This is a genomic window from Limnohabitans sp. MMS-10A-178 (genome assembly GCF_003063375.1).
Taxonomy (GTDB): Bacteria; Pseudomonadota; Gammaproteobacteria; order Burkholderiales; family Burkholderiaceae_C; genus Limnohabitans_A.
The window spans coordinates 1,793,759-1,818,340 of record NZ_NERY01000001.1 but is presented as its reverse complement, the minus strand read 5'-3'; the positions used below and the strand labels follow the sequence as shown (position 1 = coordinate 1,818,340).

24 protein-coding genes and 1 tRNA gene are annotated in these 24,582 nt (G+C 49.1%); 6 read left to right on the top strand and 19 right to left on the bottom strand.

From position 1 onward, the window contains the following. Window positions 1–391: 391 nt before the first annotated feature. The 4 genes from B9Z32_RS08955 to B9Z32_RS08935 form a co-directional block, all read right to left on the bottom strand. Window positions 392–1,558, bottom strand: coding sequence for a site-specific integrase (locus tag B9Z32_RS08955; protein WP_108420869.1), 1,167 nt, complete (start codon window positions 1,556–1,558; stop codon window positions 392–394). A gap of 669 nt (window positions 1,559–2,227) precedes the next feature. Then, complete coding sequence (locus B9Z32_RS08950) at window positions 2,228–3,622, bottom strand: VapE domain-containing protein (RefSeq protein WP_146179475.1); 1,395 nt, start codon at window positions 3,620–3,622, stop codon at window positions 2,228–2,230. A gap of 1,061 nt (window positions 3,623–4,683) precedes the next feature. Next, complete coding sequence (locus B9Z32_RS08940) at window positions 4,684–4,980, bottom strand: hypothetical protein (RefSeq protein ID WP_108420866.1); 297 nt, start codon at window positions 4,978–4,980, stop codon at window positions 4,684–4,686. 245 nt (window positions 4,981–5,225) lie between these two features. Continuing rightward, window positions 5,226–6,251 carry a PKD domain-containing protein gene (locus tag B9Z32_RS08935; protein ID WP_108420865.1) on the bottom strand — a complete coding sequence of 342 codons (1,026 nt, stop codon included), beginning with the start codon at window positions 6,249–6,251 and terminating at the stop codon, window positions 5,226–5,228. Between the two features lie 72 nt (window positions 6,252–6,323). Here B9Z32_RS08935 and B9Z32_RS08930 point away from each other — a divergent pair, with 72 nt between their 5' ends. Further along, window positions 6,324–6,686, top strand: coding sequence for a helix-turn-helix domain-containing protein (locus B9Z32_RS08930; protein ID WP_369909807.1), 363 nt, complete (start codon window positions 6,324–6,326; stop codon window positions 6,684–6,686). 153 nt (window positions 6,687–6,839) lie between these two features. On the opposite strand, the gene B9Z32_RS08925 is transcribed toward B9Z32_RS08930, so the two are convergent. From B9Z32_RS08925 to acs, 3 genes are all read right to left on the bottom strand, one after another. Next, window positions 6,840–7,250 carry a hypothetical protein gene (locus B9Z32_RS08925; RefSeq protein WP_108420863.1) on the bottom strand — a complete coding sequence of 137 codons (411 nt, stop codon included), beginning with the start codon at window positions 7,248–7,250 and terminating at the stop codon, window positions 6,840–6,842. A 99-nt stretch (window positions 7,251–7,349) separates the two neighbouring features. Continuing rightward, window positions 7,350–7,979, bottom strand: a complete 630-nt coding sequence (locus B9Z32_RS14100) for a hypothetical protein (protein ID WP_146179474.1) — start codon at window positions 7,977–7,979, stop codon at window positions 7,350–7,352. 120 nt (window positions 7,980–8,099) lie between these two features. Beyond that, window positions 8,100–10,061 (bottom strand): acetate--CoA ligase, encoded by a 1,962-nt coding sequence (gene acs, locus B9Z32_RS08920; protein ID WP_108420862.1) that lies wholly within the window; start codon window positions 10,059–10,061, stop codon window positions 8,100–8,102. 161 nt (window positions 10,062–10,222) lie between these two features. On the opposite strand from acs, the gene B9Z32_RS08915 reads away from it, so the two are divergent. From B9Z32_RS08915 to murI, 3 genes are read left to right on the top strand one after another with little or no spacing between them, the layout of a single operon-like run. Continuing rightward, on the top strand, window positions 10,223–10,825 hold the full coding sequence (locus B9Z32_RS08915) for a TIGR00645 family protein (RefSeq protein ID WP_108420861.1): 603 nt from the start codon (window positions 10,223–10,225) through the stop codon (window positions 10,823–10,825). 9 nt (window positions 10,826–10,834) lie between these two features. Then, a complete protein-coding gene (locus tag B9Z32_RS08910; RefSeq protein ID WP_108420860.1) occupies window positions 10,835–12,388 on the top strand; it encodes a fumarate hydratase in 1,554 nt (517 codons plus the stop codon). Continuing rightward, the gene (gene murI / locus B9Z32_RS08905) at window positions 12,375–13,250 is read left to right on the top strand and encodes a glutamate racemase (RefSeq protein ID WP_233248158.1); all 876 of its coding nucleotides are present in this window, start codon (window positions 12,375–12,377) and stop codon (window positions 13,248–13,250) included. The genes B9Z32_RS08910 and murI overlap by 14 nt, the downstream gene beginning before the upstream one ends. Window positions 13,251–13,263: 13 nt before the next feature. Here the strand turns inward: murI and B9Z32_RS08900 are convergent, their stop codons facing one another. The 6 genes from B9Z32_RS08900 to B9Z32_RS08880 all read right to left on the bottom strand — a co-directional run bounded on the left by B9Z32_RS08900 (window position 13,264) and on the right by B9Z32_RS08880 (window position 17,493). Beyond that, a complete protein-coding gene (locus B9Z32_RS08900; protein WP_233248156.1) occupies window positions 13,264–13,782 on the bottom strand; it encodes a YgjP-like metallopeptidase domain-containing protein in 519 nt (172 codons plus the stop codon). Window positions 13,783–13,808: 26 nt separating this feature from the next. Beyond that, window positions 13,809–15,095, bottom strand: a complete 1,287-nt coding sequence (locus tag B9Z32_RS08895; protein ID WP_108420857.1) for an MFS transporter — start codon at window positions 15,093–15,095, stop codon at window positions 13,809–13,811. 49 nt (window positions 15,096–15,144) lie between these two features. Beyond that, window positions 15,145–15,774 carry a DUF6806 family protein gene (locus B9Z32_RS08890; protein ID WP_108420856.1) on the bottom strand — a complete coding sequence of 210 codons (630 nt, stop codon included), beginning with the start codon at window positions 15,772–15,774 and terminating at the stop codon, window positions 15,145–15,147. Window positions 15,775–15,794: 20 nt separating this feature from the next. Then, a tRNA-Leu gene (locus B9Z32_RS08885) sits at window positions 15,795–15,888 on the bottom strand. Between the two features lie 110 nt (window positions 15,889–15,998). Then, a complete protein-coding gene (locus B9Z32_RS14175) occupies window positions 15,999–16,169 on the bottom strand; it encodes a hypothetical protein (RefSeq protein WP_194942722.1) in 171 nt (56 codons plus the stop codon). An 82-nt stretch (window positions 16,170–16,251) separates the two neighbouring features. Beyond that, window positions 16,252–17,493, bottom strand: a complete 1,242-nt coding sequence (locus B9Z32_RS08880) for an MFS transporter (protein ID WP_108420855.1) — start codon at window positions 17,491–17,493, stop codon at window positions 16,252–16,254. 78 nt (window positions 17,494–17,571) lie between these two features. Here B9Z32_RS08880 and B9Z32_RS08875 point away from each other — a divergent pair, with 78 nt between their 5' ends. Beyond that, the gene (locus tag B9Z32_RS08875) at window positions 17,572–18,036 is read left to right on the top strand and encodes a YbaK/EbsC family protein (protein ID WP_108420854.1); all 465 of its coding nucleotides are present in this window, start codon (window positions 17,572–17,574) and stop codon (window positions 18,034–18,036) included. A 46-nt stretch (window positions 18,037–18,082) separates the two neighbouring features. On the opposite strand, the gene B9Z32_RS14135 is transcribed toward B9Z32_RS08875, so the two are convergent. The 5 genes from B9Z32_RS14135 to B9Z32_RS08855 form a co-directional block, all read right to left on the bottom strand. Continuing rightward, window positions 18,083–18,247 (bottom strand): hypothetical protein, encoded by a 165-nt coding sequence (locus B9Z32_RS14135; RefSeq protein WP_158268199.1) that lies wholly within the window; start codon window positions 18,245–18,247, stop codon window positions 18,083–18,085. After that, window positions 18,244–19,596 (bottom strand): amidase, encoded by a 1,353-nt coding sequence (locus tag B9Z32_RS08870; protein ID WP_108420853.1) that lies wholly within the window; start codon window positions 19,594–19,596, stop codon window positions 18,244–18,246. Before B9Z32_RS08870 ends, B9Z32_RS14135 begins: the two co-directional genes overlap by 4 nt. Beyond that, window positions 19,596–21,005 (bottom strand): TRAP transporter large permease subunit, encoded by a 1,410-nt coding sequence (locus B9Z32_RS08865; protein WP_233248154.1) that lies wholly within the window; start codon window positions 21,003–21,005, stop codon window positions 19,596–19,598. Before B9Z32_RS08865 ends, B9Z32_RS08870 begins: the two co-directional genes overlap by 1 nt. Before the next feature lie 2 nt (window positions 21,006–21,007). Continuing rightward, entirely contained in the window at window positions 21,008–21,577 is a 570-nt protein-coding gene (locus B9Z32_RS08860) for a TRAP transporter small permease subunit (protein WP_108420851.1), read from the bottom strand. Window positions 21,578–21,650: 73 nt separating this feature from the next. Next, window positions 21,651–22,808, bottom strand: a complete 1,158-nt coding sequence (locus B9Z32_RS08855; RefSeq protein ID WP_108420850.1) for a TRAP transporter substrate-binding protein — start codon at window positions 22,806–22,808, stop codon at window positions 21,651–21,653. 106 nt (window positions 22,809–22,914) lie between these two features. Between B9Z32_RS08855 and B9Z32_RS08850 the strand changes: the two genes are divergently transcribed. Further along, window positions 22,915–23,958, top strand: a complete 1,044-nt coding sequence (locus tag B9Z32_RS08850; protein WP_108420849.1) for a serine hydrolase — start codon at window positions 22,915–22,917, stop codon at window positions 23,956–23,958. Between the two features lie 14 nt (window positions 23,959–23,972). Here the strand turns inward: B9Z32_RS08850 and B9Z32_RS08845 are convergent, their stop codons facing one another. After that, window positions 23,973–24,539: a restriction endonuclease gene (locus B9Z32_RS08845; protein WP_233248153.1), complete on the bottom strand. Its 567-nt coding sequence runs from the start codon at window positions 24,537–24,539 to the stop codon at window positions 23,973–23,975. Window positions 24,540–24,582 lie beyond the last annotated feature (43 nt).

Genomic DNA, 24,582 nt, shown 5'->3' with positions numbered 1-24,582 from the left:
TGTGCAAGAACCAGGCACCATGGGTGTCACGCCAGGCAGTGGCGTGATCATGTGGCCACCCGTTTCAGTTTGCCAGAAGGTGTCTACGATGGGGCAATTGCCGCCGCCCACATGCTTGTGATACCACCACCTGTCAAAGCACTCAAAAAGTCCATTTAAATCATCGGCTTAGTTGAGTTGAAATCGAAAAAATTGAAACTACCCACCAAGAACCCACATTTAGGTCAGAAATTAGGCGGGTAAATTTGAAATTTTTTTAGTGTGCGAGAACAGTTTACCCATCAACTACCCATCACATCTGGTTTGATGTGCAGCCACCGATCGGGAAAATTATCTCTAGCTTTAGACAGAAAAACTCAGCCCCACTTGCAAAAGAGAGGCCGAGCTTTTTTTACTTAGCACTCCAATTTACGCCAGTAGCATCAGCAACCTTTTCAACTGCAGCTAACAAGGTTTCAGAGGATAAATGTGCGTATCTTGTAGTCGTCCTAATCTGACTGTGCCCAAGCGCTTTACTGACTACATACAAGCTGTGGCCTGAATTGACCAGGTTACTTGCAAAGCTATGCCTAAGATCATGAAGACGAACATCCCTAAGCCCTGCCCTCTTTCTAGCCGTGTGCCAACTAGCGTAGATCGAAGCAAAAGGAACCATCGTTTTCAGATTTGGCACTACGTACGGACAACCATCAAACCTCGGAAGTTGATTCAATATGCCTACAACCGTTTCAGACAAATGAATCTTTCGCTGATGACCTGATTTACTCCTAGGAACAATCAAGACACGTCTCTCCATGTCCACATTAGACCAAGTTGCATCAAGGATTTCTCGCTTTCGTGCACCAGTTAAAAGTAACAACGCCACAATGTATTTCAATTGTAAGTTCTCACTTTTATCAATCGCATCCTTCAAACGCTGAGCCTCTTCAGACTTCAAATAACGGTCCTTGATGTTATCCACCTTAAAGAGGGTCACTTTAGTCGTTGGATTTATCTCAGATCCGGGAATCTCGAGCTCCTTTGCATAGTTGAAAATCACACTCAACAAAGTAACAACCATGTTTGAAGTTGCAGCTGCATAACCCTTAGATCTGAGTTCTTGATGCAACTCCATAACTGCAGCAGAGGAAATTTGATCTAAATGCAAGTGTCCAAATCTGGGCATTAAATGGATACGAATTCTGCACAAGTCAGGAGCATAGTTACGTCTATAAGTTGCAATATGGCCAAGGTAATGCTCATTCACAAAGTCACTTAGGGTTGGAACATTCTTTTTAGACTTAGAAGGTTGATTAGGCTCTCCTCTAAGTACAACCTCGGACCTGAGCACTTTGGCTTTTTGCTTCGCTTGTTCAAGGGAAATTGACTTCGCATCGCCAATCTTTACCTGTCGCTGATGACCATAAAGATCACGATATCGGAGGTAAAAAGTTGCTAAACCACTAGATCGAACTTCGAGGATAAAACCTGTAATGCTTGAATCGTAATAGTCAATCTTGCGAGCTGTTGGCAAGGGCGGATTTAAGACAAACTGGGTAGTCAGTTTTACTTTTGGCATGGAAAACTCCTTTCAAGAGTTGTTTAAGAAAAAGCAAGGGACAAAAAAAAGCACCACACGGTTAGGTGTGATGCTTGAGGGGAAACTTTTATTGAGAGCTGTTTTAAGAGCACTCCGAATGAAACTGTGTGTGGCGCTGTGAGTGTCCTTCCAGGGGATCTTTTAAGGTGACACCCTAGAAGCCTCACCCAGTAGGGGTCAAGTCAACTTGCACAAACCTAGCTACTAACAAAGATTTATTTCAAGCGACCGTAAGGGAGCAGGAGCTTCACTTGTGAAGCGTATTTCTTTGCTAACTCTAAATTTTCCCGAAGGGAGGTGGGAGGGGTAGTTTCTTAACTTTCCTTTTTCTTCTTATTTAAAAGTTGCATTTTTTGCCGCCCAACACTTCTTTTTTTCTTCTTTAAAGATTTTGTTTTTTGTTTATTGTGTTTTTGTTTTAGTGCTGATTCCAGCCCCAGCAAGGGGGGAAGTAGGACGGCTTTGCTAACTTTTATTTTTCTCTCTTTTTTTTATTTTTGCTTTTTTGCTCCCCCTCACTTCTTTTTCATTTTTTAGGTTCTTCTTTTTTGTTAAGTGTTTGGTTTTTTGTCGTTGGCTAACGCTAACAGTGCCAACAAAAAGGCCACCCTTTTGAGGCAGCCTTTAGCTTTTAGTTTCGACTGATGCTTAGAAGGGCAGATCCTCCCATTCGTCATTTAACTTCTCTTCCAATTCAGAGCTTTCTTTAGTGTCCAGGTGCTCAAGTGTCGCTTCAAGGGCTTCAAACTGCCTACCTTCAATCAGTGGCACTCTCCACGCCTTAGCCCCAGCTCTAATAGCTATGCTGCCAAAGTACTCCCTCAAAATGGAGCCACATTCACGGCACTCACCATTTGTTGGAGATTTGACTCCCATGTGCTCCAGCAAAGTAGTTGCCGTAAACAAGTGATCCTTGTCAGTTGGAGTTGCCTTAACGTCAACATACTCGTTGATTTTGTCTCGGATCCTGCTTACAGCACGGTACTGCTGATTACATTGTTCAAGCATTTCGTTTTCATCTTCAGTGAGCCACCACTGCTCACCCTTAGCAAAGTCAACTGCCATCTGTGCAAAAAGTTGCTGTGTATCAATTCCGTGCTCAAAATTGATATTTACAACTTCAAGTGTCCACCATCGAGTGTTACCTGTTGGATCGACCAAAAACGCAGACTCATTGACCGTAGCGCAAAAGACTGTTCTTCTCGGAAAATCTGACTCCAAGCGATCATATGGTCGACGCACTCGGTCACGATCGCTAGAAAGGAATCCCTTGATCCTTGCAATATCTTTCTTAAAAGAGCTGTCCAACTCGCCAAGCTCGACCAACCAGTAGGCCACCGCCCCAAGAATTGAATCCTTGTTGTTGGCATCAAGTTGATGGTCGATCTTTACCAATTTCGCTTGAAGCACAGGGTCGTTTACCAGGGATCGAACCCAATTTGTTTTTCCTTTGTTCTGAGCCCCTTGAAGTGTTAAAACACCTCGTGTGTAGAAACCAGAACCCTTCAATGCAGCCGCTGTAGCACTTAACAGCCACTTGTACATCAAAGTTTCTTTTAGCTCGATTGAGTAACCAACAGCAGTTTCAAGCGTACCGTAGTAGGCTTTCAGTCGGTCTACGCCGTCCCATGGACGAGACTCAATCCAATCCTTTGCAGGGTTGTATTGGTTTTCTTCTCCAATTGCAGCCACCATCTCATAGATATGACTTGTGGACATGTTATTCAGCGAGGCAAGACTCAACACTCGAGTGAAAGCAACGTTGTCACTTTTAGCAATAATTGATTTTGCAAGCTCCGATTCGTCGAATTCACTGTCGCCTTTGAAAGATGGGTCCGCAATATTCCTGACCTCAACTTTTTTACTGATGACGTTATAGCAAGCGCTGATGCCATAGGACTTTAGTAAGTGCTGAACATTTTCTAAAGTAAGTTTAGGTTTGTCACTTTTACCATCTGGCTGGTGAGGAAAGCTGCGAAGTTCCAACTTCTGTGGGGTTTTGCACATCGCCCGTAGCCTTCTATATTTCACTAATTTGTTCATGTTATTTACTCCCTTGCCCAACTTTGTGGGCTTATTTAATTTTTTGGTGAATGCACTGCGTAAATTTCAGTGTCTTCACAAACTTAAGTTTTTGGTGTCATACGACCAATTAGTTGAGGTACTGCTCTTCTATTCTTGAGCAGCATGGCTTGGAAATTCTCATGAATAAACATCATGAAGCTTCACCTTGCACTTCCTCCAATTCACCTCCCTTTCTCAAAATTTGTTAACAAAAAAATAAGCTGACTGCCTTTAAGTAAATACAAGGCATACGGCTTGGCCGGTACTGTGAAAAAAGTGGACGTAAAAAGACCGACAACTTGTGTTGACTCGTTGGATATGTAAAGGTCTTAACTGGCCCTTCAACGCGCAATGGCTGAAGTAAGTCTGGTCCGACCCTCATATTGCTATGAGTCTTTTCCTGATCCATTTCTGGTATCAGTCCAAATTTGTCGGCCTTCCTTAGGCCTGTGATGCAGCTTTTGATGGCTCATCACTTGTTGTCACTTCTTGGTGACTTGACTGAAAAATTAAACAACTAACTTTGCAGTACGTTTGAAATGTAACAAAGGGAAAACCCTTGGTCAATACCTCCCTCCTAAAATTTGCAAATCTACAACAATATTCAGATGGAGAAGTTGCCCCAAGGAATTTCTCCCTAGGGGCTAACAGCGTCACTTTTCAGCTCCAATTTTGCAATTTTGAGTCTTCAAGCAGTAATCACCCTCAGTATCACCAGTCCTAGCAACATCAAAATAGTTGCGACCGGGAATGACCAAAGCATCAAAGCAAAGACTCCAAGTACAACGGCCCTCCATGGGTCATTTGCGTAGCATTCTGCAGCCAAGGCCAGAATAAGAAAACTCAATAGACTAATCATTGAGAGCCTCCATTCAGAAGAGCTGCAATCAAGAGATCAGCGGCCAGACTTGAGCTTTCTCCCTTCTGGTGGCGTCTCTTAAAGCTAGACCTCTCTCGCGAGTTTCTCCTTTGAGTGTCAAGTTGCAAAAAAATAAACAGAAGCACCTTGAAGGTTCCAACCATGAGTTTCACAAAGAGATTCATTTCAATTGCCCCTTCAAGTGCTCAGGCACAAACACCTCTAGACCAAATCCATCATCAAGGAGTACATAGACAAGTTCAGTCCAACCTTGATGCTCCTCCTTGCACTCCGGATGCTCAGGAAGCATTAGCAGGTCAGACTCACACTCAACCACCCAGAATTGGACTATTTCGTGGATTTCATAGTCGTCACTTTTGAGCTGATGAAGTCGTTCAATGAAGAGCTTTCGTAAGTTGTGATCAGGCAGGGTTTTACAAGCCAGCTCAATGGCATGGCTACTTGCATAGATTTGCATTTCGATGTTTCCTTATGAGAAAGGTACAGACGTAAAAAAACCCCAAGGCTTTCGCGTTGAGGTTTGACTTTTTGAAGAAGGGTTAATTCTTCAATTTAGATACGTCTGGTTTCTCATTTTTTAATTGATAAACAATCTATACATTTGTCGACATCTTTCATCAATCGGACAAAATTAATGAAAGAGCGACTTGTTTGTGTGGGCTAGCGATACTCGAAATTAAATATCGCCAACCCATAGATCATTTAACGAATTGGGAAAATCCACTGCAATGCTCCATCTGTTGGAGTTGCTGCAAAAAAGTGATTTTCATGATACTGCAACAGTTGAGGTATGGATGACGACAAGACGTCCCAAGTGTATGTTTTAGTTAATGCAAATGATGCTCCAGGCAAAACTCGACCAAAAAATCCATATTGACTTTCTGCACTTGCATTTTTGAAATATAACTTGAGAGTGGCTTCATCAATCGCTACAGCCGTGTTATTTTCTTGTTTGTATGTTGCTGAATACCTCACGTAACCATTACCCAAATCCGTTGTGGTGAATGAGACTAAGGTGACTGTCATACCGTTGGTAGCGACATAACCGATACCCATTACCTTTGGCTGAGTAGCCGTGATAGTGACGGTTGAAGCGGTGCTGTCGGCTTGTCCGTCGTTAACAATAAGTGTGGCAACGTAAGTTCCCGCCAGATCAGCAGTAAACGTTGGTCTTGCCGTTGAGGTCGAGGACAAAGTTGCAGTGCTACCAACAGGCTTAGAAGTTAGCGTCCAACGATATGTCAGTGTGTCACCGTTAGCGTCCGTACTTGCGCTGGCGTCAAGTGTTACGGTCGAACTGGTCGTCACGTTTTGGGCTGTACCTGCATTAGCAACAGGTGCTGCGTTAGCGCGAGTAGCCGTGATAGTGACGGTTGAAGCGGTGCTGTCGGCTTGTCCGTCGTTAACAATAAGTGTGGCAACGTAAGTTCCCGCCAGATCAGCAGTAAACGTTGGTCTTGCCGTTGAGGTCGAGGACAAAGTTGCAGTGCTACCAACAGGCTTAGAAGTTAGCGTCCAACGATATGTCAGTGTGTCACCGTTAGCGTCCGTACTTGCGCTTCCATCGAGTGTGACAACTGTTGCAACCATAAGATTCTGAACGGGTCCAGCATTCGCCAATGGTGCTGTGTTGCTACCGATTGGCTCTGTGGTTGAACTTCCTCCCCCCCCACATCCAGAGAGTATGGACACCGCGATCACTAAAACCCAGCGCTTTAAAACAGACATTTGATGCTCCTCAATTACATAATCTACGTTTTACGTAAAGCATGATACACTCAAATCTTCGAAAATCGAAGAGTGATAATTAAGCACTTTTCCACTTCGATTAATACAAAAGTATTTGCGCACCGACTGCGACAGGCGAGATTACGCATGGGAATTGCTCAAGACAAGTTGGGGGTAATGGTCGGACTTGATGAAGGGGTAGCCAGCGCCCGCATCAGCAGGTACGAGAGCGGAGTTCATGAACCGCCACTAGACACCGCCAAGGGCATAGCACACGCGCTTGGAGTGCCATTAGGCTATCTTTACTGTGATGATGATCTTTTAGCAGACATCATTCTTGCCGCCAGTGAGTTACCAGCAGCGGACCAAGAGAAATTTCTAGAATCGTTGAGAGATCGCCTTGAACAATTGAAAACAAAAAAAGACGACTGCTGATTTTTAGTCCCAATCAGTGAAACTCACATGAAATATTGGCTTAAGTACTAGAAGTATTGACGGCCGGACTCAGCTATCGGGTTGTTGCTTCCAAGGCTTTTCAAAGTGAATCTTTTGGTTGCTTAAAGAAACTCGTCGTTTTAGACTAATCAGCTAATCCACTAACTCAGCAGGACTTAAAACTACCACGGACCTGAGATTAATACTATCTACAACACCACGAACTTTCACTTGCTTCCCAGTGTCAAGTTTCAAGAGTATTTGCTCATCGTTTGAGTTTCTTGCGTTCAAAAAAGCAATCACTGTTAATTTTCCAAATGCATTTGGTTGCGAACTACCAAGCATTTCAGACATAACTCGATACTGCTCGCCATCTTTGGCTACTTCGTAGACTTTAAAACTCCAGGAAACTCTTGAACCAATTATTTTCTGGCTCATCGTTTCACGCTGAAGTTGAGTTTTATTTCCACCAAGAACAAATAGTTCTACTACCTCGGAGAGGGTGACTGGAGAAGCTGGTGCATCGTTCAAATTAATCTGAACCTTTTGATCGGGTTCTGCCATGCCGTCTGACTGTATGGAGCAAGAGGACATTAAAGTGCAAATCAATAGAACAGATGCAAGGAAATATGGCTTGTTCAAAATGTTTACCAAATCGGATATTCACAAAACAACTTCTATCTCAGCTCCAACAGGAATTTTTACGTCTCCATCCCTCAGCCATTTTTGAGCAAACTCTTTGATTGTTTTTTCAGCATCTGAACGTACTATTTGTAAATAGGCCGCAGACTTGGACCTCGTTTCCAATTCGGGCTGAAGGAAAGTTTGCATTTTTTGTTGTGTAGGACCAGACGGAGAAAATACTGTTCCACTATTTTGAATTCGTATTGTTGGCAAATTAACAGTTACTGGTAACTGAGGCTCAAGCCTTGGAACCTTTAATTTGTAACGCAACGGACTTTCACTAATTTTTTCTAGAACCCAATATTCAGATAATGGAATTCTGTATGTGTATTGTGCTTCGACTGAAATTTGAGAATTTGAAGTAGGTAAGAAATTGCACAAGCTGACTGGACATGTCCATGATGTCTGCCAAGCTAGTGATTCTTGTTTAATCAGGGTGGCAACTTGAAGCATGCCCCCTGGGGTTCTAACTACCCTGTATTTGTCCCCAATGAGAATTTGCGATTCAAGTAGTTTGCTTGTTCGATAGCTACCAAAGAAATAGCCTGCTGCAAATACTGCAGCCAAAGTTAAAACTAAACCAAAGATAACTAAACGCCAATTTTTCATTTTCGCAATATGAAGTACTTTTAATATTTAAATCATAAGGGAACAAGCTTCTAGTCCGAAAGTTAAAAAGGCCCACTCTTTTCAGAATGAGCCTTTTCTAGCGCTTAAAGCTTCTTTAAATCAATACGCTTGGCCGAGTTGACCCAAGATGGCTGGGTTTTCCAAGGTGCTGATGTCTTGCGTAATTTGCTCGCCTTTGGCCAAGCTGCGCAGCAAGCGGCGCATGATTTTTCCAGAACGGGTCTTGGGCAAGTTCTCGCCAAATCGAATGTCTTTGGGCTTGGCAATGGGGCCAATTTCTTTGGCAATGTGATCGCGCAATTGTTTGGCAATGGCCTTGCCTTCGTCGCCTGTGGGCAAGGGGCGTTTGAGCACCACAAAAGCACAAATAGCTTCACCAGTGGTTTCATCGGGACGACCCACCACAGCGGCTTCGGCCACCAGTTCAGTGCAGCTCACCAAAGCCGATTCAATTTCCATGGTGCCCATGCGGTGACCCGACACGTTCAATACGTCATCAATGCGGCCGGTAATGGTGAAGTAGCCAGTTTCGGCATCGCGAATGGCACCGTCGCCGGCCAAGTAGTACTTGCCTTGGAAGTCTGCGGGGTAGTAGCTTTTCACAAACCTATCGGGGTCACCCCAGATGGTGCGAATCATGGAAGGCCATGGGCGCTTGACCACCAAAATACCGCCTTGGCCGTTGGGCATGTCTTTGCCCGTTTCGTCCACAATGGCCGCTTGAATGCCTGGGAAAGGCAATGTGCAAGAACCAGGCACCATGGGTGTCACGCCAGGCAGTGGCGTGATCATGTGGCCACCCGTTTCAGTTTGCCAGAAGGTGTCTACGATGGGGCAATTGCCGCCGCCCACATGCTTGTGATACCACTCCCAAGCAGCAGGATTGATGGGCTCGCCCACCGAACCCAGCAAGCGCAAGCTGCTTAAGTTGTAGCTCTTTGGATGCACCGCATCGTTGGCTTCTGCCGCTTTGATCAAAGAACGAATGGCGGTAGGTGCCGTGTAAAAAATAGAGACCTTGTGGTCTTGAATCATTTTCCAAAAACGGCCTGCGTCTGGAAATGTGGGCACACCCTCAAACACAATTTCTGTACCGCCCAGAGCCAAGGGGCCATAGGTGATGTAAGTGTGACCCGTGACCCAACCAATGTCGGCGGTGCACCAGAACACATCGTCTTGTTTCAAGTCGAAGGTCCACTTGGTGGTGAGTGCAGCGTGCAACAAATAGCCGCCCGTAGAGTGTTGAACACCCTTTGGCTTGCCAGTAGAGCCCGATGTGTAAAGCAAAAACAAGGGGTGCTCGGCGCCCACCCACTCGGGCTCACAAGTAGTGGCTTGCTTGGCCACCAACTCGTGCATCCAAGTGTCGCGGCCAGCAATCATGGCCACATCGGCGCCACTGCGCTTGACCACCAGCACGTTTTTGATGCTGTCACAACCACCCAAAGCAATGGCTTCGTCAACAATGGATTTCAAGGGCAACTGCTTGCCACCGCGAATTTGGTGGTCGGCTGTGATAACGGCTTTGGCACCTGTGTCTTCAATGCGATCGCGCAATGATTGGGCAGAGAAACCACCAAAGACCACAGAGTGTGTGGCACCAATGCGGGCACAAGCTTGCATGGCGGCCACGCCATCAATGGACATGGAAATGTAGATAACAACGCGATCGCCTTTTTGAATACCAATCGATTTGAGGCCGTTGGCAATTTGACAGGTTTTGGTGAGCAATTCGCTGTAGGTGATGCGCGTGACTTCACCGCCATCGGCTTCAAAAATCAAGGCCGTTTTGTTGCCCAGGCCCTTTTCAATGTTGCGGTCTAAGCAGTTGTAGGAGGCATTTAGCGTGCCGTCTTCAAACCATTTGAAGAAAGGCGCTTTGGACTCATCCAAAACCTTGGTGAACGGTGTTTTCCAGGAGATGAATTCTTTGGCCAAGCGCGCCCAGTAGCCTTCGTAATCGTTTTCAGCTTCTTTGCACAGGGCTTGGTAAGCTGGCATGCCGGAAATATGGGCATTTTTGACGAAGTCAGCACTGGGCTGATATACGGTGGCGCTCATTATGTCTCTCCTTGGGAACTTGTTCAAATTAGTGGTACCGAATGTCGTGCTTGGCTCTTACAAAGCCCTGACTGACAGTATTCTTTCATATCTTGTTAATTCCGACACATTTCGGCAAATGGACGGCTTTAAAATCACCCAAACTCTCCTAAAGATTAACCATGGCTTCCAACCCCCAACCCCAATCCAATAATGCGGGCCTCCGCCCTCTCCCCAAGCTGATTTTTGCCAGTCGCTGGCTGCAACTCCCCCTGTACCTAGGCCTGATATTGGCGCAAGGCGTTTATGTGTTCCATTTCTGGGTGGAGCTGGTGCACCTTTTGGAGGCCGTTTTTGGCAGCCAAACCGCCCTCCAAGCTTTGATCGATGGCATCGGTTACAAAGTTGATGCGCCCATCACACATTTGAACGAAACCATCATCATGCTGGTGGTCTTGGCACTCATTGACGTGGTCATGATTTCCAACCTGCTCATCATGGTGATAGTGGGTGGTTACGAAACTTTTGTATCGCGCATGGATTTAGAAAACCACCCCGATCAACCAGAATGGTTGAGTCATGTGAATGCATCTGTTTTGAAAGTGAAATTGGGCACGGCCATCATCGGCATCAGTTCCATTCATTTGCTGAAAACGTTCATCAATGCAGCCAACTACACCGAGCAAGTGCTGATGTGGCAAACCATCATTCACGTCACCTTCCTTTTCAGCGCTTTGGCCATTGCCTACACCGACAAGCTGATGTCACACCACAACAATCATTGAAAGTAAGACATGACGACTTTGATCAAAGAAGAAGACCTGATTGAATCGATTGCTGCTTCCTTGCAGTACATCAGCTATTACCATCCCGCCGATTTCATTTCGCATTTAGCAAGCGCCTATCACCGCGAACAAAGTCCTGCGGCCAAAGACGCCCTGGCTCAAATTTTGACCAACAGCAAAATGAGCGCCATTGGACACCGCCCCATGTGCCAAGACACCGGCATCGTCAATGTATTTTTAAAAGTCGGCATGGACGTCAAGTTCGATAACTTCAAGGGCGGCCTGGAAGATGCCATCAATGAAGGCGTGCGCCGCGGCTACAACTATGCAGACAATATGTTGCGTGCATCGATCGTTTCTGATCCCGAATTTGCTCGCAAAAACACACAAGACAATTCACCTGCCGTCATCTTCACCCAACTGGTACCTGGCAACAAGCTAGACATCACCGTGGCGGCCAAAGGGGGTGGCAGCGAAAACAAATCCAAAATGGTCATGCTCAACCCCAGCGACAGCGTTGTCGATTGGGTTTTAAAAACAGTGCCCACCATGGGTGCGGGTTGGTGCCCTCCCGGCATGCTGGGCATTGGCATTGGGGGCACTGCAGAAAAAGCAGTTCTCATGGCCAAAGAAAGTTTGATGGACGACTTGGACATGTACCAATTGCTCGAGAAGTCAAGCAAAGGCGAGAAGCTCACGCAAGTTGAAAACATGCGCTTGGAAATATATGACAAGGTCAATGGCTTGGGCATTGGCGCGCAAGGTTTGGGCGGCCTGACCACCGTGCTCGATGTCAAAATTAAGATGTATCCCACGCACGCTGCCAGCAAACCTGTGGCCATGATTCCAAACTGCGCGGCAACCCGTCACGCACACTTTGTGATGGATGGCTCTGGCCCCGTTTACTTGGACGTGCCATCGCTTGATCTCTGGCCTGATGTGAGCTGGACGCCCAACACAGAAAAGAGCAAGCGCGTCGATTTGAATGCCCTCACGCCTGCCGAAGTGGCCAGCTGGAAGCCCGGCCAAACATTGCTTTTAAACGGCAAGATGCTGACTGGCCGGGATGCGGCTCACAAGCGGATTCAAGACATGCTGGCCAAAGGCGAAAAGTTGCCAGTTGATTTCACCAACCGCATCATTTACTACGTTGGCCCAGTCGATCCTATCAAGGGCGAAGCGGTCGGCCCTGCAGGCCCCACCACCTCCACGCGCATGGACAAATTCACCGAGATGATGCTGGCCCAAACTGGCCTCATTGCCATGGTCGGCAAAGCCGAACGTGGACCTGAAGCCATTGCAGCCATCCAAAAGCACAAGTCTGCCTACCTCATGGCTGTGGGCGGTGCAGCTTACTTGGTGTCAAAAGCCATTAAGCAATCGAAAGTGGTGGGCTTTGCCGACCTCGGCATGGAAGCCATTTACGAGTTTGATGTGGTCGATATGCCAGTTACGGTAGCGGTTGATGCGGGTGGTACCAGCGCTCACATTACGGGCCCAGCTGAATGGCAAAAACGCATTGCCACGGGTGAGTTCAAAGGCATCAAAGTTGGCGCAAATTGAGCCTAACAAGTCAGGCTTCATTGGCGTTTTTGACAGCGGCATTGGGGGCCTGAGTGTGTTGCAAGCCTTGCGTGCAGAAATGCCGCAAGAGCGTTTTGTTTATTGGGCAGACCGCGGCTTTGCACCTTACGGTGAGCGCAGTGACGAGTTTGTGATTGAAAGATCCCATTTCGTCACACAACAATTGTTGGCGCAAGGCTCTTTGAAAGCGCTTGTGGTGGCTTGCAACACTGCCACGGCTGTGGCCATCGAAAGTTTGCGTGCCACATTTCCCAATTTGGCGTTCATTGGTGTAGAACCCGCCCTTAAACCTGCCTTAGCGCAAACACAAACCCTTCGCGTGGGTGTCATGGGCACACAAGGCACCCTGAGCAGCTTGCGTTTTGACAAATTGCTGAGGTCTGTTTTGGCAGATGCCAAACCCAAGACCTGTGAATTTGTGCTGCAGGCCTGTAAAGGCTTGGCACTTGCCATTGAGCAACAAACCGAAAAATCTTTGGAAGACACACAGGCACTGGAAGATTTGTGTGCTCAGCATGTTCAATGCATGGGCAGCTTTGGTTTAGAACCTGGCCAAATTGACACTTTGGTTTTGGGTTGTACCCACTATGTATTTGTGCAAGATATCTTGCGCAAATTGGTTGGACCTGATGTCAACATCATTTCAACTGGCGAAGCCGTGGCCAAACAAACCAAGCGGCTCACAACTCCTACAAGCAGCCACACAGAAACCACCAAGGTTTCAAACCAAATTCAGCTTTGGACCACAGGTTCATTGGAAGCACTTCAGTTGGCTGCAAGTCGCTGGCTTGACCTGCCTGCCCATCACTGTCAGCTCTTTCAAACACCTAGCGCCAAATAATTTAGCTGTTTAATTATGCTGAAGCCCACAAACGCTCGCCACCCGCATCAAGGTGGGTGAGGTACACGCGCAGTTCAAACTCAGATTGTGCGTAGTCTGGGGCCATGTGGTGGCACAGTTTGTAAAAGGCTTTGTCGTGTTCACGCACTTTCAAATGGGCCAGTTCATGAACGGCAATCATTTGCAGAAAGGCCATAGGGGTGTCCTTGAACAAGGCCGCCACTTTGATGTCGCGCTTTGACTTGAGTTTGCTTCCTTGAATGCGCGAGGTGGTGGTGTGCAAGCCCAGTGCGTGTTGAATGATGTGCAGCTTGCTGTCAAAACTGACCTTATTGATGGGCTCAGCTTGCCTTAGAAACTCATTCTTCAAAGCCATGACATAGGCATACAAAGCAGAGTCTGTGCGCATGCCATGTGCCGCGGGGTGGCGCGAGAGCAACCAAGCACTAAGCCCTGGGCCATCAATGATTTTTTGCACCTGCTGCAGCAATGTGTCTGGGTAGGCTTGCAAGTATTTGAAGGATGGGCTCACGAAGGATGCGCTCAGCAATGATGGCCTTAAGACAGGCCTGAAGCTTGACGCTGACCGCGCTGCACATTGACAGGCAACAACAAGAGCCAGCCCACAACAAACAGCAGGGTGGTGCTGGCAATGGCCAAGCGCTGGTTGCCGTCTGTAAGCCAAGTGATCAAGCCATAGCCCAAGGGCCCCACGATACTGGCCAACCGAATGGCAAAGGTCCACAAGCCAAAGAACTCCGCCAATCGATGGGTTGGAATGAGCATTCCCGCCATGGCTCTTCCTGTTGACTGGCTAGAGCCCATGCAAACACCTGCCAAGGCAGCCGCCCACCAAAAGACTTCTTTGCTGCTGGTGAGCGCCGCCATGATGCACGTGATGCTCCAACCCAGCAGGGTTAAGGACAAAGCCAATTTGTGACCGATTTTGTCTTGAGCATAGCCAAACACCAAGGCGCCCACCAAGGCGGCAATGTTGAGGACAAAAATCAGCATCATGGTTTCTTGGGGCTGAAAGCCAATCACTTGTTCAGCATAAATGGCTGCCAAGGTAATGGCCACTGCCACACCCCCTTGGTACGCCACCGCGCATGCCATCAGCTGCATAAAGTCTTTGTAGGCTTTGGCTTCTTGAAATGTTTGGCGCAATTGCTGCCATTGGCTGGCGGCGCGCTCTCTGCTCAATTGAGGCTGCGCGTGCTCTTTCAAGAATACAAATGTGAGCGTGGCTGCAAGGGCATAAATACCCGCGGTAACCCACATGGTGACAGGTACAAATTGCCCCGCTGTTTGTCCCTGCGCTTGGGCCCAAAGCACATAGGCCAAGCAAATGCCCAAGCTGAGCATGCCGCCCAAATACCCCCACGCCCAACCCCAGCCACTGATGCGCCCCATGCCTTCGGGTTTGGCCAACTCAGGAAGGAAAGATGCAGTGAGCGACTCGCCATAAGAGTAGAAGGTATTTGAAATCACGATGCAAATGATTGCCAAAGTGACTTGCCCAGGCCCCACCCAAGACAAAGCCGCAGTGCTGACAACGCAAGCAACTGTGACGAGCATCAGCAGTTTTTTCTTAGCTGCATGGCGATCGGCCCATGCACCCATGGCAGGCATGGTGAACATCACGATGGCATAGGACAAGCTCAGAGCGCTGGTCCAAGCCAATGTGGCCCAATCAGCCTTGTCGGCCACGGCGCCCACAAAGTAAGCCGCAAAAACGGCTGTGATCACCACCGTGGTGTAGCCCGAATTGGCAAAGTCGTACATGGCCCAGCCAAACACTTCTCTGCGTTTGACACCGGGATTGAGCAGGTCGTTGAAGCTCATGAGTGAATAACCCTAGGGTTAAAAAACAGTCGCTGCCTTGTCTGGCGGCTTAGTGCAAGTGCCGAGGTCTGCGACCACCACCATGGCCACCTTGAGGGCCCCCACCATTGCCCCTAGGGGGCTTGCCCAATTCAAGAGAGCTAACCAAGTCGTTAAAGCGTTCTGAAAAGAGTTTATCGATTTCATGGACAACACCGCTCAGCTCAGAGCCATCAAAGTGGCGCTCCATGAGACCGACCACATCTTGAACCAGCAAATCGCGCTGCGCTTGCATGATGGCGGCTGGATCGGGCCCAACAAAGACAACAAAAAAGTCGTCGCGCGATTCGGCGCCGCGGGCTTCTTCATCGTCTTCAAATTCAGTGTCGTAGAAAGTAATTTCAAGCTGTGCACCAGCAGCAGAAACCTCATTGATGTTCATGCACAAGTCGTCAAGCACTTGTCGGAAGTCTTCGTTGCCCCTAACCGTCCAGCAAAGTTGAAGCTTGTGGTCGGCGGCTTCAAAACGGATGCCGAGTTCTTCTTCGTAAAGACTTTGGGCCCCTTCGGTGAGAGATTTGGCGCCTGCATATTTCCATAGAGGTTTGGTGGCCTCTTGCAGGGCTTTGAAGTCGACATCATCTCGCAACGCGACTTCACCATGAACATGAATTTCAAAGGGGGTGCTGAAAGATGTCATGTCTGTCTACTTAAGGTCAGTGGTGCCCCGAGCCGGAATCGAACCGGCACGCCCGTTATTCACGAAAGCGGCGGATTTTAAGTCCGATGTGTCTACCAATTTCACCACCGGGGCTAAAGCTCTATTGTGCCTTTAAGTTGAGCTTTTTGACATTAAAAAGCCCTCGTGCGAGGGCTTTTGTTGAGGCCATAGAAAAAACTTGGCTCTCAATGATCACAAGGGCATTAACCGCCTTTTTTGGCACGCTTGCCAGGGTTTTTCTTGCTGCGTGTGGCAACGCCGCGCTCTAAGCTCACACGCTGACCGCGGCCGCTGGTGGGCAATGTGACGCCAGGCAGTGGCTTCAAAGGGGGGGTGAATTTGCGGTCGGCTTCGGTAACGATCTTATTGCCCATCAGTGGCTCCAGGAAAAAAAGTTCAAGGCGATATTAAGCCACAGATTCGAGGCCTCTCTGGGCCAAGCTTCAAAATTAGCCTTCAATCGGTCGCGCCATCCCGAGCATGGCTAAGAGATTTGAGACTTCTTACCTTGGAACAGGTGATCACAACGGCTTGCACACCAAAGCCAGCAACAACAACCATCAGACTGGTCAGATCGGAACCCATTTCGCCAACAATGCCGCCAAGCAACGCTCCAATTGGCCTTGCGCCAGTGCCTGCAACAATATTGATGGCAGTCACCCTGCCCATCATGCTGTTGGGCGTCACACTTTGGCGCAATGTGGTGGAGGTAATGGTCCAGATGATGGGGCCAAATCCAAACAAGAAGTAAGACAAGGCGGCCATGCCAACATAGGGCGCCCAAAGGCTCAAGGCCATGACAATGGCGGCAAGCACCGAGAAAAAGGGCCCCAACAGAATGGCTACACCAAACGGCATCATTGATACCACGCGTGATGCCAACAGAGAGCCCATGACCATGCCGACGCCATAGCAGGCCAATGTCAGACCAACCTCACTGGGGTTCATGCCAATGGTGCGAATGGCATAGGGCACATAAATGGCTTGAAGAACAAACCATGAGATATTCCACGCCACTGATGTCAACAAAATGGGGCGCATGAGAGAGTTTGACCACACAAAATGTGCACCCTCTTTGATTTCTAGCCAGGGATGGCGATCGGGGCCGGCCTGGCGAATAGGCTCTTGAATTTGACTGAGAAATCCTAGCGCTGCAAGAGACAACATCAAAGAAAGAACAAACGATGTTGACCCACCCAACCAAGCAATCAATGCACCCGCTAGCGCTGGCCCACCTGCAAAGGCCATGCTTCGGGCCAACTCTAGCCGCCCATTGGCTTGCGCCAATTGTTGACTGTCCACCAAAGCGGGAACCAATGAAGGCGCACTCACACTGAAACCAACGGTACCTACAGCCGCTAGAAATCCAACACATGCCAACAAGGGCACACTGATGAGGTTGAGCAACATAGCAGCAATGAGCACCAGTAAGGCGCCCACGCGCAGCCACTCCGACATGAGCATGAGTTTCTTGCGAGACATCCGATCTGCAAGCAAGCCCAAAGGGATGGACAGCAATAAGAATGGCAGTGATTGGACTGCCGCAATGACGCCAATCTCACCCGGCCCTGCTTGCAGCAAAAGGACAGCGACGATGGGGACTGCGGCCAAGGTCAGTTGCTCAGCCGATTGCGCCATCAAATTAGAGAACGCCAGCTTCTGAAATGCAGGCGGCAATGCATTGGAATGTGAACTCATTGGCGCAATACTAACAAGAGATTTGTCTGGTATCTTCAACTTTTCGCATTACACATTTCTCAGTTTTTCAAAAATGCTATGAGCCTTCAATCTGTCAAAGACTTCTTTTCTGCGCGTCATATTGACATAGAAATCATCGAACTTCCCGTGAGCACGGCCACAGTCGCTTTGGCCGCAGAGGCCCATGGGGTTGAACCAGGTCAAATTGCCAAGACACTGGCATTCAAATTGAACGATGGCCGAGTGGTATTGGTGGTTGCCAAAGGTGATGCGCGCATTGACAACAAAAAATTCAAGGACGCATTTGGCAAAGGGAAAATGCTTGGGCTTGATGAAGTTGCAGAAATCACAGGTCATCCAGTGGGTGGCGTTTGTCCGTTTGGTTTGGCGTCGCCACTGCCCGTTTACTTGGATGTTTCTTTGAAAATATACAAAGAGGTCATACCTGCTGCGGGTTCGGTGAACAGCGCTGTTCGGATCAGCCCAGAAAAAATGGCAGACATGACCCAAGCTGAATGGGTGGATGTCTGCCAATCGCAATGAGGCCCTAAATTGATCGGGCCTCAGAAGCTGAAGCACTCAATAAATTTTATTCGCCTTTGTTAGACGAGAAAAAATCGAACACAGCCAAGCTCAGGCCGCCCATCAATATCAATGTGATGTCCAATTGTGGAAGTTTAAAAATGTAGGGCAGCAAAAACGCAGCCATCAATGTGAGGCCGATAAAGCCAGTAAGGCGTTGCCAGGATTTCATGCCATATTCCTTTTGATAAATTCAGAGACCAGCCAGCGCGAGGAGCGCAACAAGCGAGCATCGTTTTGGTAAGAGCCCACCGCTTGCACCCCCAAGGGCAAACCATTGGACAAGGTGAGCAGCGGCAAATTCACGCTGGGCAGTCCAGCAAAGCTCCAGACGGTTTGCATAATTGGATTGCCAGTGGAAGCCAAGCTGTGGGGAGCCGTGCCTAAAGCCGCAGGACACAAAATAGCATCGTAAGTAGCAAAGTACTCGTCAAAGGCATTCATGACGTGGAACATGCGGTCTTTGGCAATAAGGTAGTTGGTACCTGGCATCGTCATGGATTTTTCGACGCGCGCACGCAGCGGTTCACTCAGTAACTCGCGGTGGTGCAACCACTCTTTTTGCAGGCACACGCCAAGCTCAATTTCGTTAACTGTGACCAACCAAGGCGCCACTTGCTTAACAATGTCGGGCAGTTGCACAACTTCAACGTTTTCGCCCATGTGGGCCACGAAAGCCTCGTAGGCCTCGCGAGCTTCAGGCTCGACGTCGTCCCACCATGGGGTTTTGACAAAACAAAACTTGGGTGGCAAGGGCGGCTGAGACACTGCCACATCGTAGAGCCTGCGTGGACTTTGTCGCGCACTGGCGCTGTCGTGGCCGTCGTCACCCGACATGATTTCGGTAAGCTTGGCAATGTCTTCCAAGTTGCGTGCAAACACACCAATTTCGTCCAAAGAGGGCGACTGGTCCAGCACACCCGTGCGTGGCAAAAGACCTCGCGAGGGCTTGAGCGCATACACACCGCAAAACGAAGCCGGGCGAATGACGGAGCCATTGGTTTGAGTGCCCAGCGCCACGGGCACCATGCCCGCTGCCACTGCCGCAGCAGAGCCACTGGAAGAACCACCAGGGGTGTGTGCCAGATTGTGGGGGTTGCAGGTGGGGCCTGGATGCGTGGTGGCAAACTCGGTGGTAACGGTTTTACCGAATATCACGGCGCCTGCGGCACGCAAGCGGGACACCACAGTGGCATCACCTACCGAATAGCGCCCTGCATGAATGGGGCTACCGTATTCAGTCGGGAAATCCATTGTGTCAATGATGTCCTTGACCCCCACCGGTACGCCGTACAAGGGGCCAGGCAAGTGCCCCGCCGCGCGATCACGCTGCAGGTTGTCTGCTTGCAAATCAACCACACGGTCATCGCGGTGTGCAAAGGCGTGGATGGCCTTGTCTGCGCCATCCACAAAACGACCTAGTTTGGCCATGAACTCTGGCACCGTTTCCTGGCCGCTGAGCAGGTGCTCGCGCACCTCCAAAGCGGTCAGATCGGACACATTTTTTGTAGGTTCAGCCATCAGTTCGTCTTGAAGAAGTCGGGGTTGACCACCGACTCGTCGTTGGGGTCGCGTTCCATCTCAACCGACTGGTTGAAGAACTGGTCTGGCAAGTAAGTAACCATGGCTGGGAAGACATAAGTCATGGCCAGTGTGAACAAAATGATGTACACGAAAGGCATGCACCCACTGAAGATGGTGTTCAATTGCAGCGTCTTGGGTGCAACCCCTTTCAGGTAATAGGCCGACATCGCCATGGGCGGTGTCAAGAAAGCGGTTTGCAAGTTCACTGCAATCAAGATGCCAAACAAGATGGGATCGATGTTGTACAAGGGCAGCAAAGGCAGGAAGATGGGCACGAAGATGATGATGATCTCGCTCCACTCCAAAGGCCAGCCCAAGATGAAAATTATGAACTGAGACAAGAGCAAGAACTGCAAAGGCGACAGGTCCAATGCCAGCATGAAGTCCTTGACCAAATGCTCACCGCCCAAATAACCAAAAACCGATGCGAAAGTGGCCGAACCTACAAAAAGGAAACACACCATGGCCGAGGTGCGGGCCGTGAGGTAAACCGACTCGCGCAGCCGCTCCCAAGTGAAGGCGCGGTAGACGATGGCCAAAATAATGCCACCCAAAACGCCCATGGCGGCCGCTTCGCTGGGCGTGGCCAAACCAAACAAAATAGATCCCAATACCGACATGATCAAGACGGCCAAAGGCACAAAAGCCTTCAACACCATGACAATGCTTTCCCAGACGGAGTAATCGTACACATCTTTGGGCTTGGGACACAAAGAGGGATTGAGCGTGGCACGCACGATGATGTAAATGAGGTAAAGAAATGCCAATGTGAAGCCAGGGATGATGGCCGCGGCGTACATCTTGACCACCGATACGCTGGCTGTGGCCGCGTACACAATGAGCAAGATGGAGGGTGGAATCAAAATACCCAAAGTGCCACCTGCAGTAATCACACCACTGGCCAGTTTTTCGTCATAACCGGCTTTAAGCATCGCCGGCAAGGCGATCAGCCCCATCAGGGCCACCACCGCGCCCACAATACCGGTGGCTGTGGCAAAAAGCGTACAAGTAACCAATGCAGCCACGGCCATAGAGCCGGGAACACCTCGTAGGCCAACCTGCAAACTCAAAAACAACCTGTCTAGGATGTTAGCTCGCTCAATGATGTATCCCATAAAGAGAAACAAGGGAATCGATATAAGCACATCGTTGTTCATCACACTGAAGGTGTTTTGTGTGAACAGGTACAAGATGCGGTTGTCCCAGATTAACTGGTCAGGCGTGAAGTAGGCGTAAAAGCCAAAACCCATACCCATGGCCATCATGGTGAAGGCAATGGGGAATCCGAAGAAAATAAAGACAATAAAGAGCCCCAACATTAGGAGGGCGACAAACGGATCACTCATGATTATTCTTTCTCAGCGTGTTGTTGGATCAACACTTGTTCAAGTTCTTCGACATCGGTGCCGCGCGACAACCACTCGCCAGTGCGAATGCATACCAGGCAACGCATGACTTCAGCCGCACCCGCAATGAGAAGCGTAATGCCGGCTACAAAAATGATCGACTTCAGGGGCCAAACTGGCACACCTGCAGGACTGTTCACGCTGGACTCCAAAATACGAATGCTTTCGTAAGCGTATTGACCACCTGTGAACACCATGGCAAAAATGCCAGGAAAGAAAAACAAGAAGTACAAAGCCAAATCTACTTTGGCTTGTGTGCGGTTGGACCAGTTGCGGTAGAAGAAGTCGCCCCGCACGTGCGAGTTGCGTGAGAGGGCATATGCGCCCGACATCATGAACATGGCACCGTACAACATGTAGCTCATGTCAAACGCCCACACGGTGGGGCTGTTGAGCACATAACGCATGAACACCTCGAAGCAGGTGGATGCGGTGAGGATTAACACACACCAAGAAAATGCGTGACCAATTGACTTGTTGAGGATGTCAATCCTTCGAATCCAAAATTCCATTTGATTAACCTATTCATACAAAAAGAAAAGCTGCCGAAACGAATTTCGGCAGCTTTCGGATTTTAAGCCAAGATCAGACTGGCAGCTTGGTCTTCTGTACGTGCTCGTAAGCCATGCGGTAGTTGGCTTCGTTGGTGAAGTGGTAAAAGCCCACGCGACGTGACCAGGCCTTGAACGAATCGTTCACTTCCTTGAACATGTCGACTTCTTTTTCCAGTTTTGCAGTGACAACGTCCCATGCAGCCAATTGGCCTTTGTAGACATCTGCACTGGTGCGAGACACCTGCACCTTGTGCTTGACGATGAGCTCTTGCAAATCCTTTGAGTAGTTTTCGTGGGCCAACGCTGTAGATGCGGTAGATGCAGCTTCAGCAGCGTACTTCAAAATTGCCTTCAAGTCTGCGGGCAAAGCGTTGTACTTGTCTTTGTTGAAAATAATTTCAAAGAATTCTTGGGCTTGGTGGAAGGAACCCATGGAGTAGAACTTGGCCACGTCTTGAGCGCCAAAACGCATGTCGGCGGTGGGGTTGTTGAATTCGAAGGCATCAATCACACCGCGCTGCATGGCGGGCACAATTTCGCCGCCTGGCAATTGAGCAACGGCCATGCCCATTTCCTGCAACATGTCGGCAGCCAAACCAATGGTGCGGTACTTGAAGCCTTTCAAGTCAGACGCCTTTTTAGGTGGCGCCTTTTTGAACCAACCCAGTGGCTGTGATGGCATTGGAAAGGAGAAGAAACCAACCACATTGAGGTTCATCTTGGCAACCAATTTGTCCCAAAGCTGCTGACCACCACCAGCCTGAATCCAGCTCAAACCGATTTCGGGGGTAGCGCCGCTCACAGGGCCTGTGCCAAACAAAGAAGCAGATTTGTTCTTACCGTACCAGTAGCCAGAAACGTGGTGGCCACCGTCGAGCACGCCTTTGCTCACGGCATCGATGATTTCAAATGGCTTAACCACAGCGCCTGCTGGCAGATATTCAATTCTGAGGCGGCCACCGGACATTTCATTAACGCGTGTGACGTATTGCTGCGCCATTTCGCTGAAAATTTCGTTGGTACCCCAAGAACCTTGCATCTTGAAAACGATAGGCGCTTGAGCGACAGCGATGAGTGGCGCGCCCATCAATGGGGCAGCCACGGCAGCTGTTGCAGCCTTGCCAAAGAAACGGCGACGACTGGCCATGGGGCTATCGCTTACTTGAACGTCTTGCTGAACTGTGGTCATTTTGTCTCCTGTTAAACTTTAAATCAAAAAAATTATAGCTCGAAACAATATTATCTATCAGAACAATAACGGGCTTCAAGTGATAACCCTACAAGAAAAAACCCACATGACGCCTGCACTTCAAAAAGCCACTCAATTCACAGAGCAGTGCGAATCGCCCTGGTCTCGTGATACCTCACCACCCTGGGGCATTCACGAAGCCGATCCGCCCCCCTACAACCGCTTGTATGGACCGGTTCATGGTCGTGGCCCTGTGTCTGGCGTTCTGTTTCACAAGAACCAATTGCTCGCAAAGTGGGGCCAAGCGCACAAGGCCGATCTCACCTTCAGTGTGGCCAAAACCTATTTGGCTTTGTTGGCGGGCCTTGCATTTGATCAAGGTCTGATTAGAGACGTTCACACACCGGTGGTTCAACAATGTCCTGGCATTGGCTTTGAGGGAGAGCGCTTATCGCGCATCACATGGCACCACCTTTTGCAGCAAACCAGCGAGTGGGAAGGCACATGCCTTGGCATTCCCGAGCAGGTCGACCGATATCGTTGGTTAACTTACCAAACCGGAGAAGCTGGCGGCACCAAAGGCGACCCCAGACCCTTGGGCGAGCCAGGCTCAAGATTTGAATACAACGACGTTCGCATCAACCAACTGTCTTTGGCCTTGTTGCATTTGTTCAAGCGCCCGCTGCCAGAAGTGTTTGAAGAATTTTTCCGCAAACCTTTGGGTTGCTCAGATGAGTTTCAATGGGTGGGCTACGAACAAGGTTGGACGCAAGTCAATGGCCAACGCATGATGTCAGTTCCGGGCGGCAGCCATTGGGGCGGTGGTATTTCAATTTCAGCCATGGACCAAGCCCTCATTGGCTTGATGCTCATGGGCAATGGCCATTACAAAGGAAAGCAAATACTTTCGGCCAAGTGGATGCACATGATGCAACAACCCTGCGATGTTGCGCCCTACTACGGCTACCTCATTTGGCTCAACAAAGATGGCGCACTGTTCAAAGACGCGCCGCGCAGTTCTTGGTTTGCCATTGGCGCCGGCTCGTCCATCACATGGGTCGACCCCCAGTTGGAGCTGGTGTGTATCCTGCGGTGGATTGATGCCGCCAAAACCAACGACTGCATAGCGCACATCATGCGGGCTTTGTAGTCTTGGGTGGCGCTTTAGTCTTTCATCACCTTGAGACAGAGTGATGCCAGCTCGTCTTGGCAGATCAATTGAATTGCGTTTTCTTTGGCAAATTTAAGGGCCACGCCGGTGGGCAAGCTCAAACTGATACAAGCCGCATAAGAGGCTTCTTCGGCAACTTGCATGGCCTTCAAATCGCGTAAAACCTCCACCCCCAAGGTGGCGGCCTTCCAGCGTTTGCAACTGACCAAGGTAACCCTGCCCTTTTTTTCCAATTGCAAGTCTGCCGAATTTGAGTTCAGAGGTGTTACGGTGAAGCCCTGCTGAACAAAGGCTTGCTCCATGATGGGCAAAAACTGCTTCCACGACATTTTGGCCAATTGGTCTAAAGCCATGGATACGCGTTCAGCTGATGGCTTGTCGCGCTGCCGCCAAGCGGCAATGATGCCCAACACGGCAAAGGGAAGTGAGCTGAGCATCCCAATAGCGCGAAAGGCCTCGGGCAAGAACACGCGCGCTAGCAGCATGAGCACTGCAGCAATTAAAAAGCTATACCACCAAGGCGAGCGCAACAAAATCGCAAACAGCGATTTGTCTGACATTTTAAAATTCATGAATTGAATCGAAGGCTGAAATTCAGCATTT

Bases quoted from the DNA above. Each gene is read 5' to 3' on its own strand.
- B9Z32_RS08955 (WP_108420869.1), bottom strand. From the start codon at position 1,558: ATGCCAAAAGTAAAACTGACTACCCAGTTTGTCTTAAATCCGCCCTTG.
- B9Z32_RS08950 (WP_146179475.1), bottom strand. From the start codon at position 3,622: ATGAACAAATTAGTGAAATATAGAAGGCTACGGGCGATGTGCAAAACC.
- B9Z32_RS08940 (WP_108420866.1), bottom strand. From the start codon at position 4,980: ATGCAAATCTATGCAAGTAGCCATGCCATTGAGCTGGCTTGTAAAACC.
- B9Z32_RS08935 (WP_108420865.1), bottom strand. From the start codon at position 6,251: ATGTCTGTTTTAAAGCGCTGGGTTTTAGTGATCGCGGTGTCCATACTC.
- B9Z32_RS08925 (WP_108420863.1), bottom strand. From the start codon at position 7,250: ATGGCAGAACCCGATCAAAAGGTTCAGATTAATTTGAACGATGCACCA.
- B9Z32_RS14100 (WP_146179474.1), bottom strand. From the start codon at position 7,979: ATGAAAAATTGGCGTTTAGTTATCTTTGGTTTAGTTTTAACTTTGGCT.
- acs (WP_108420862.1), bottom strand. From the start codon at position 10,061: ATGAGCGCCACCGTATATCAGCCCAGTGCTGACTTCGTCAAAAATGCC.
- B9Z32_RS08915 (WP_108420861.1), top strand. From the start codon at position 10,223: ATGGCTTCCAACCCCCAACCCCAATCCAATAATGCGGGCCTCCGCCCT.
- B9Z32_RS08910 (WP_108420860.1), top strand. From the start codon at position 10,835: ATGACGACTTTGATCAAAGAAGAAGACCTGATTGAATCGATTGCTGCT.
- B9Z32_RS08895 (WP_108420857.1), bottom strand. From the start codon at position 15,095: ATGAGCTTCAACGACCTGCTCAATCCCGGTGTCAAACGCAGAGAAGTG.
- B9Z32_RS08890 (WP_108420856.1), bottom strand. From the start codon at position 15,774: ATGACATCTTTCAGCACCCCCTTTGAAATTCATGTTCATGGTGAAGTC.
- B9Z32_RS14175 (WP_194942722.1), bottom strand. From the start codon at position 16,169: ATGGGCAATAAGATCGTTACCGAAGCCGACCGCAAATTCACCCCCCCT.
- B9Z32_RS08880 (WP_108420855.1), bottom strand. From the start codon at position 17,493: ATGAGTTCACATTCCAATGCATTGCCGCCTGCATTTCAGAAGCTGGCG.
- B9Z32_RS08875 (WP_108420854.1), top strand. From the start codon at position 17,572: ATGAGCCTTCAATCTGTCAAAGACTTCTTTTCTGCGCGTCATATTGAC.
- B9Z32_RS14135 (WP_158268199.1), bottom strand. From the start codon at position 18,247: ATGAAATCCTGGCAACGCCTTACTGGCTTTATCGGCCTCACATTGATG.
- B9Z32_RS08870 (WP_108420853.1), bottom strand. From the start codon at position 19,596: ATGGCTGAACCTACAAAAAATGTGTCCGATCTGACCGCTTTGGAGGTG.
- B9Z32_RS08865 (WP_233248154.1), bottom strand. From the start codon at position 21,005: ATGAGTGATCCGTTTGTCGCCCTCCTAATGTTGGGGCTCTTTATTGTC.
- B9Z32_RS08860 (WP_108420851.1), bottom strand. From the start codon at position 21,577: ATGGAATTTTGGATTCGAAGGATTGACATCCTCAACAAGTCAATTGGT.
- B9Z32_RS08855 (WP_108420850.1), bottom strand. From the start codon at position 22,808: ATGACCACAGTTCAGCAAGACGTTCAAGTAAGCGATAGCCCCATGGCC.
- B9Z32_RS08850 (WP_108420849.1), top strand. From the start codon at position 22,915: ATGACGCCTGCACTTCAAAAAGCCACTCAATTCACAGAGCAGTGCGAA.
- B9Z32_RS08845 (WP_233248153.1), bottom strand. From the start codon at position 24,539: ATGTCAGACAAATCGCTGTTTGCGATTTTGTTGCGCTCGCCTTGGTGG.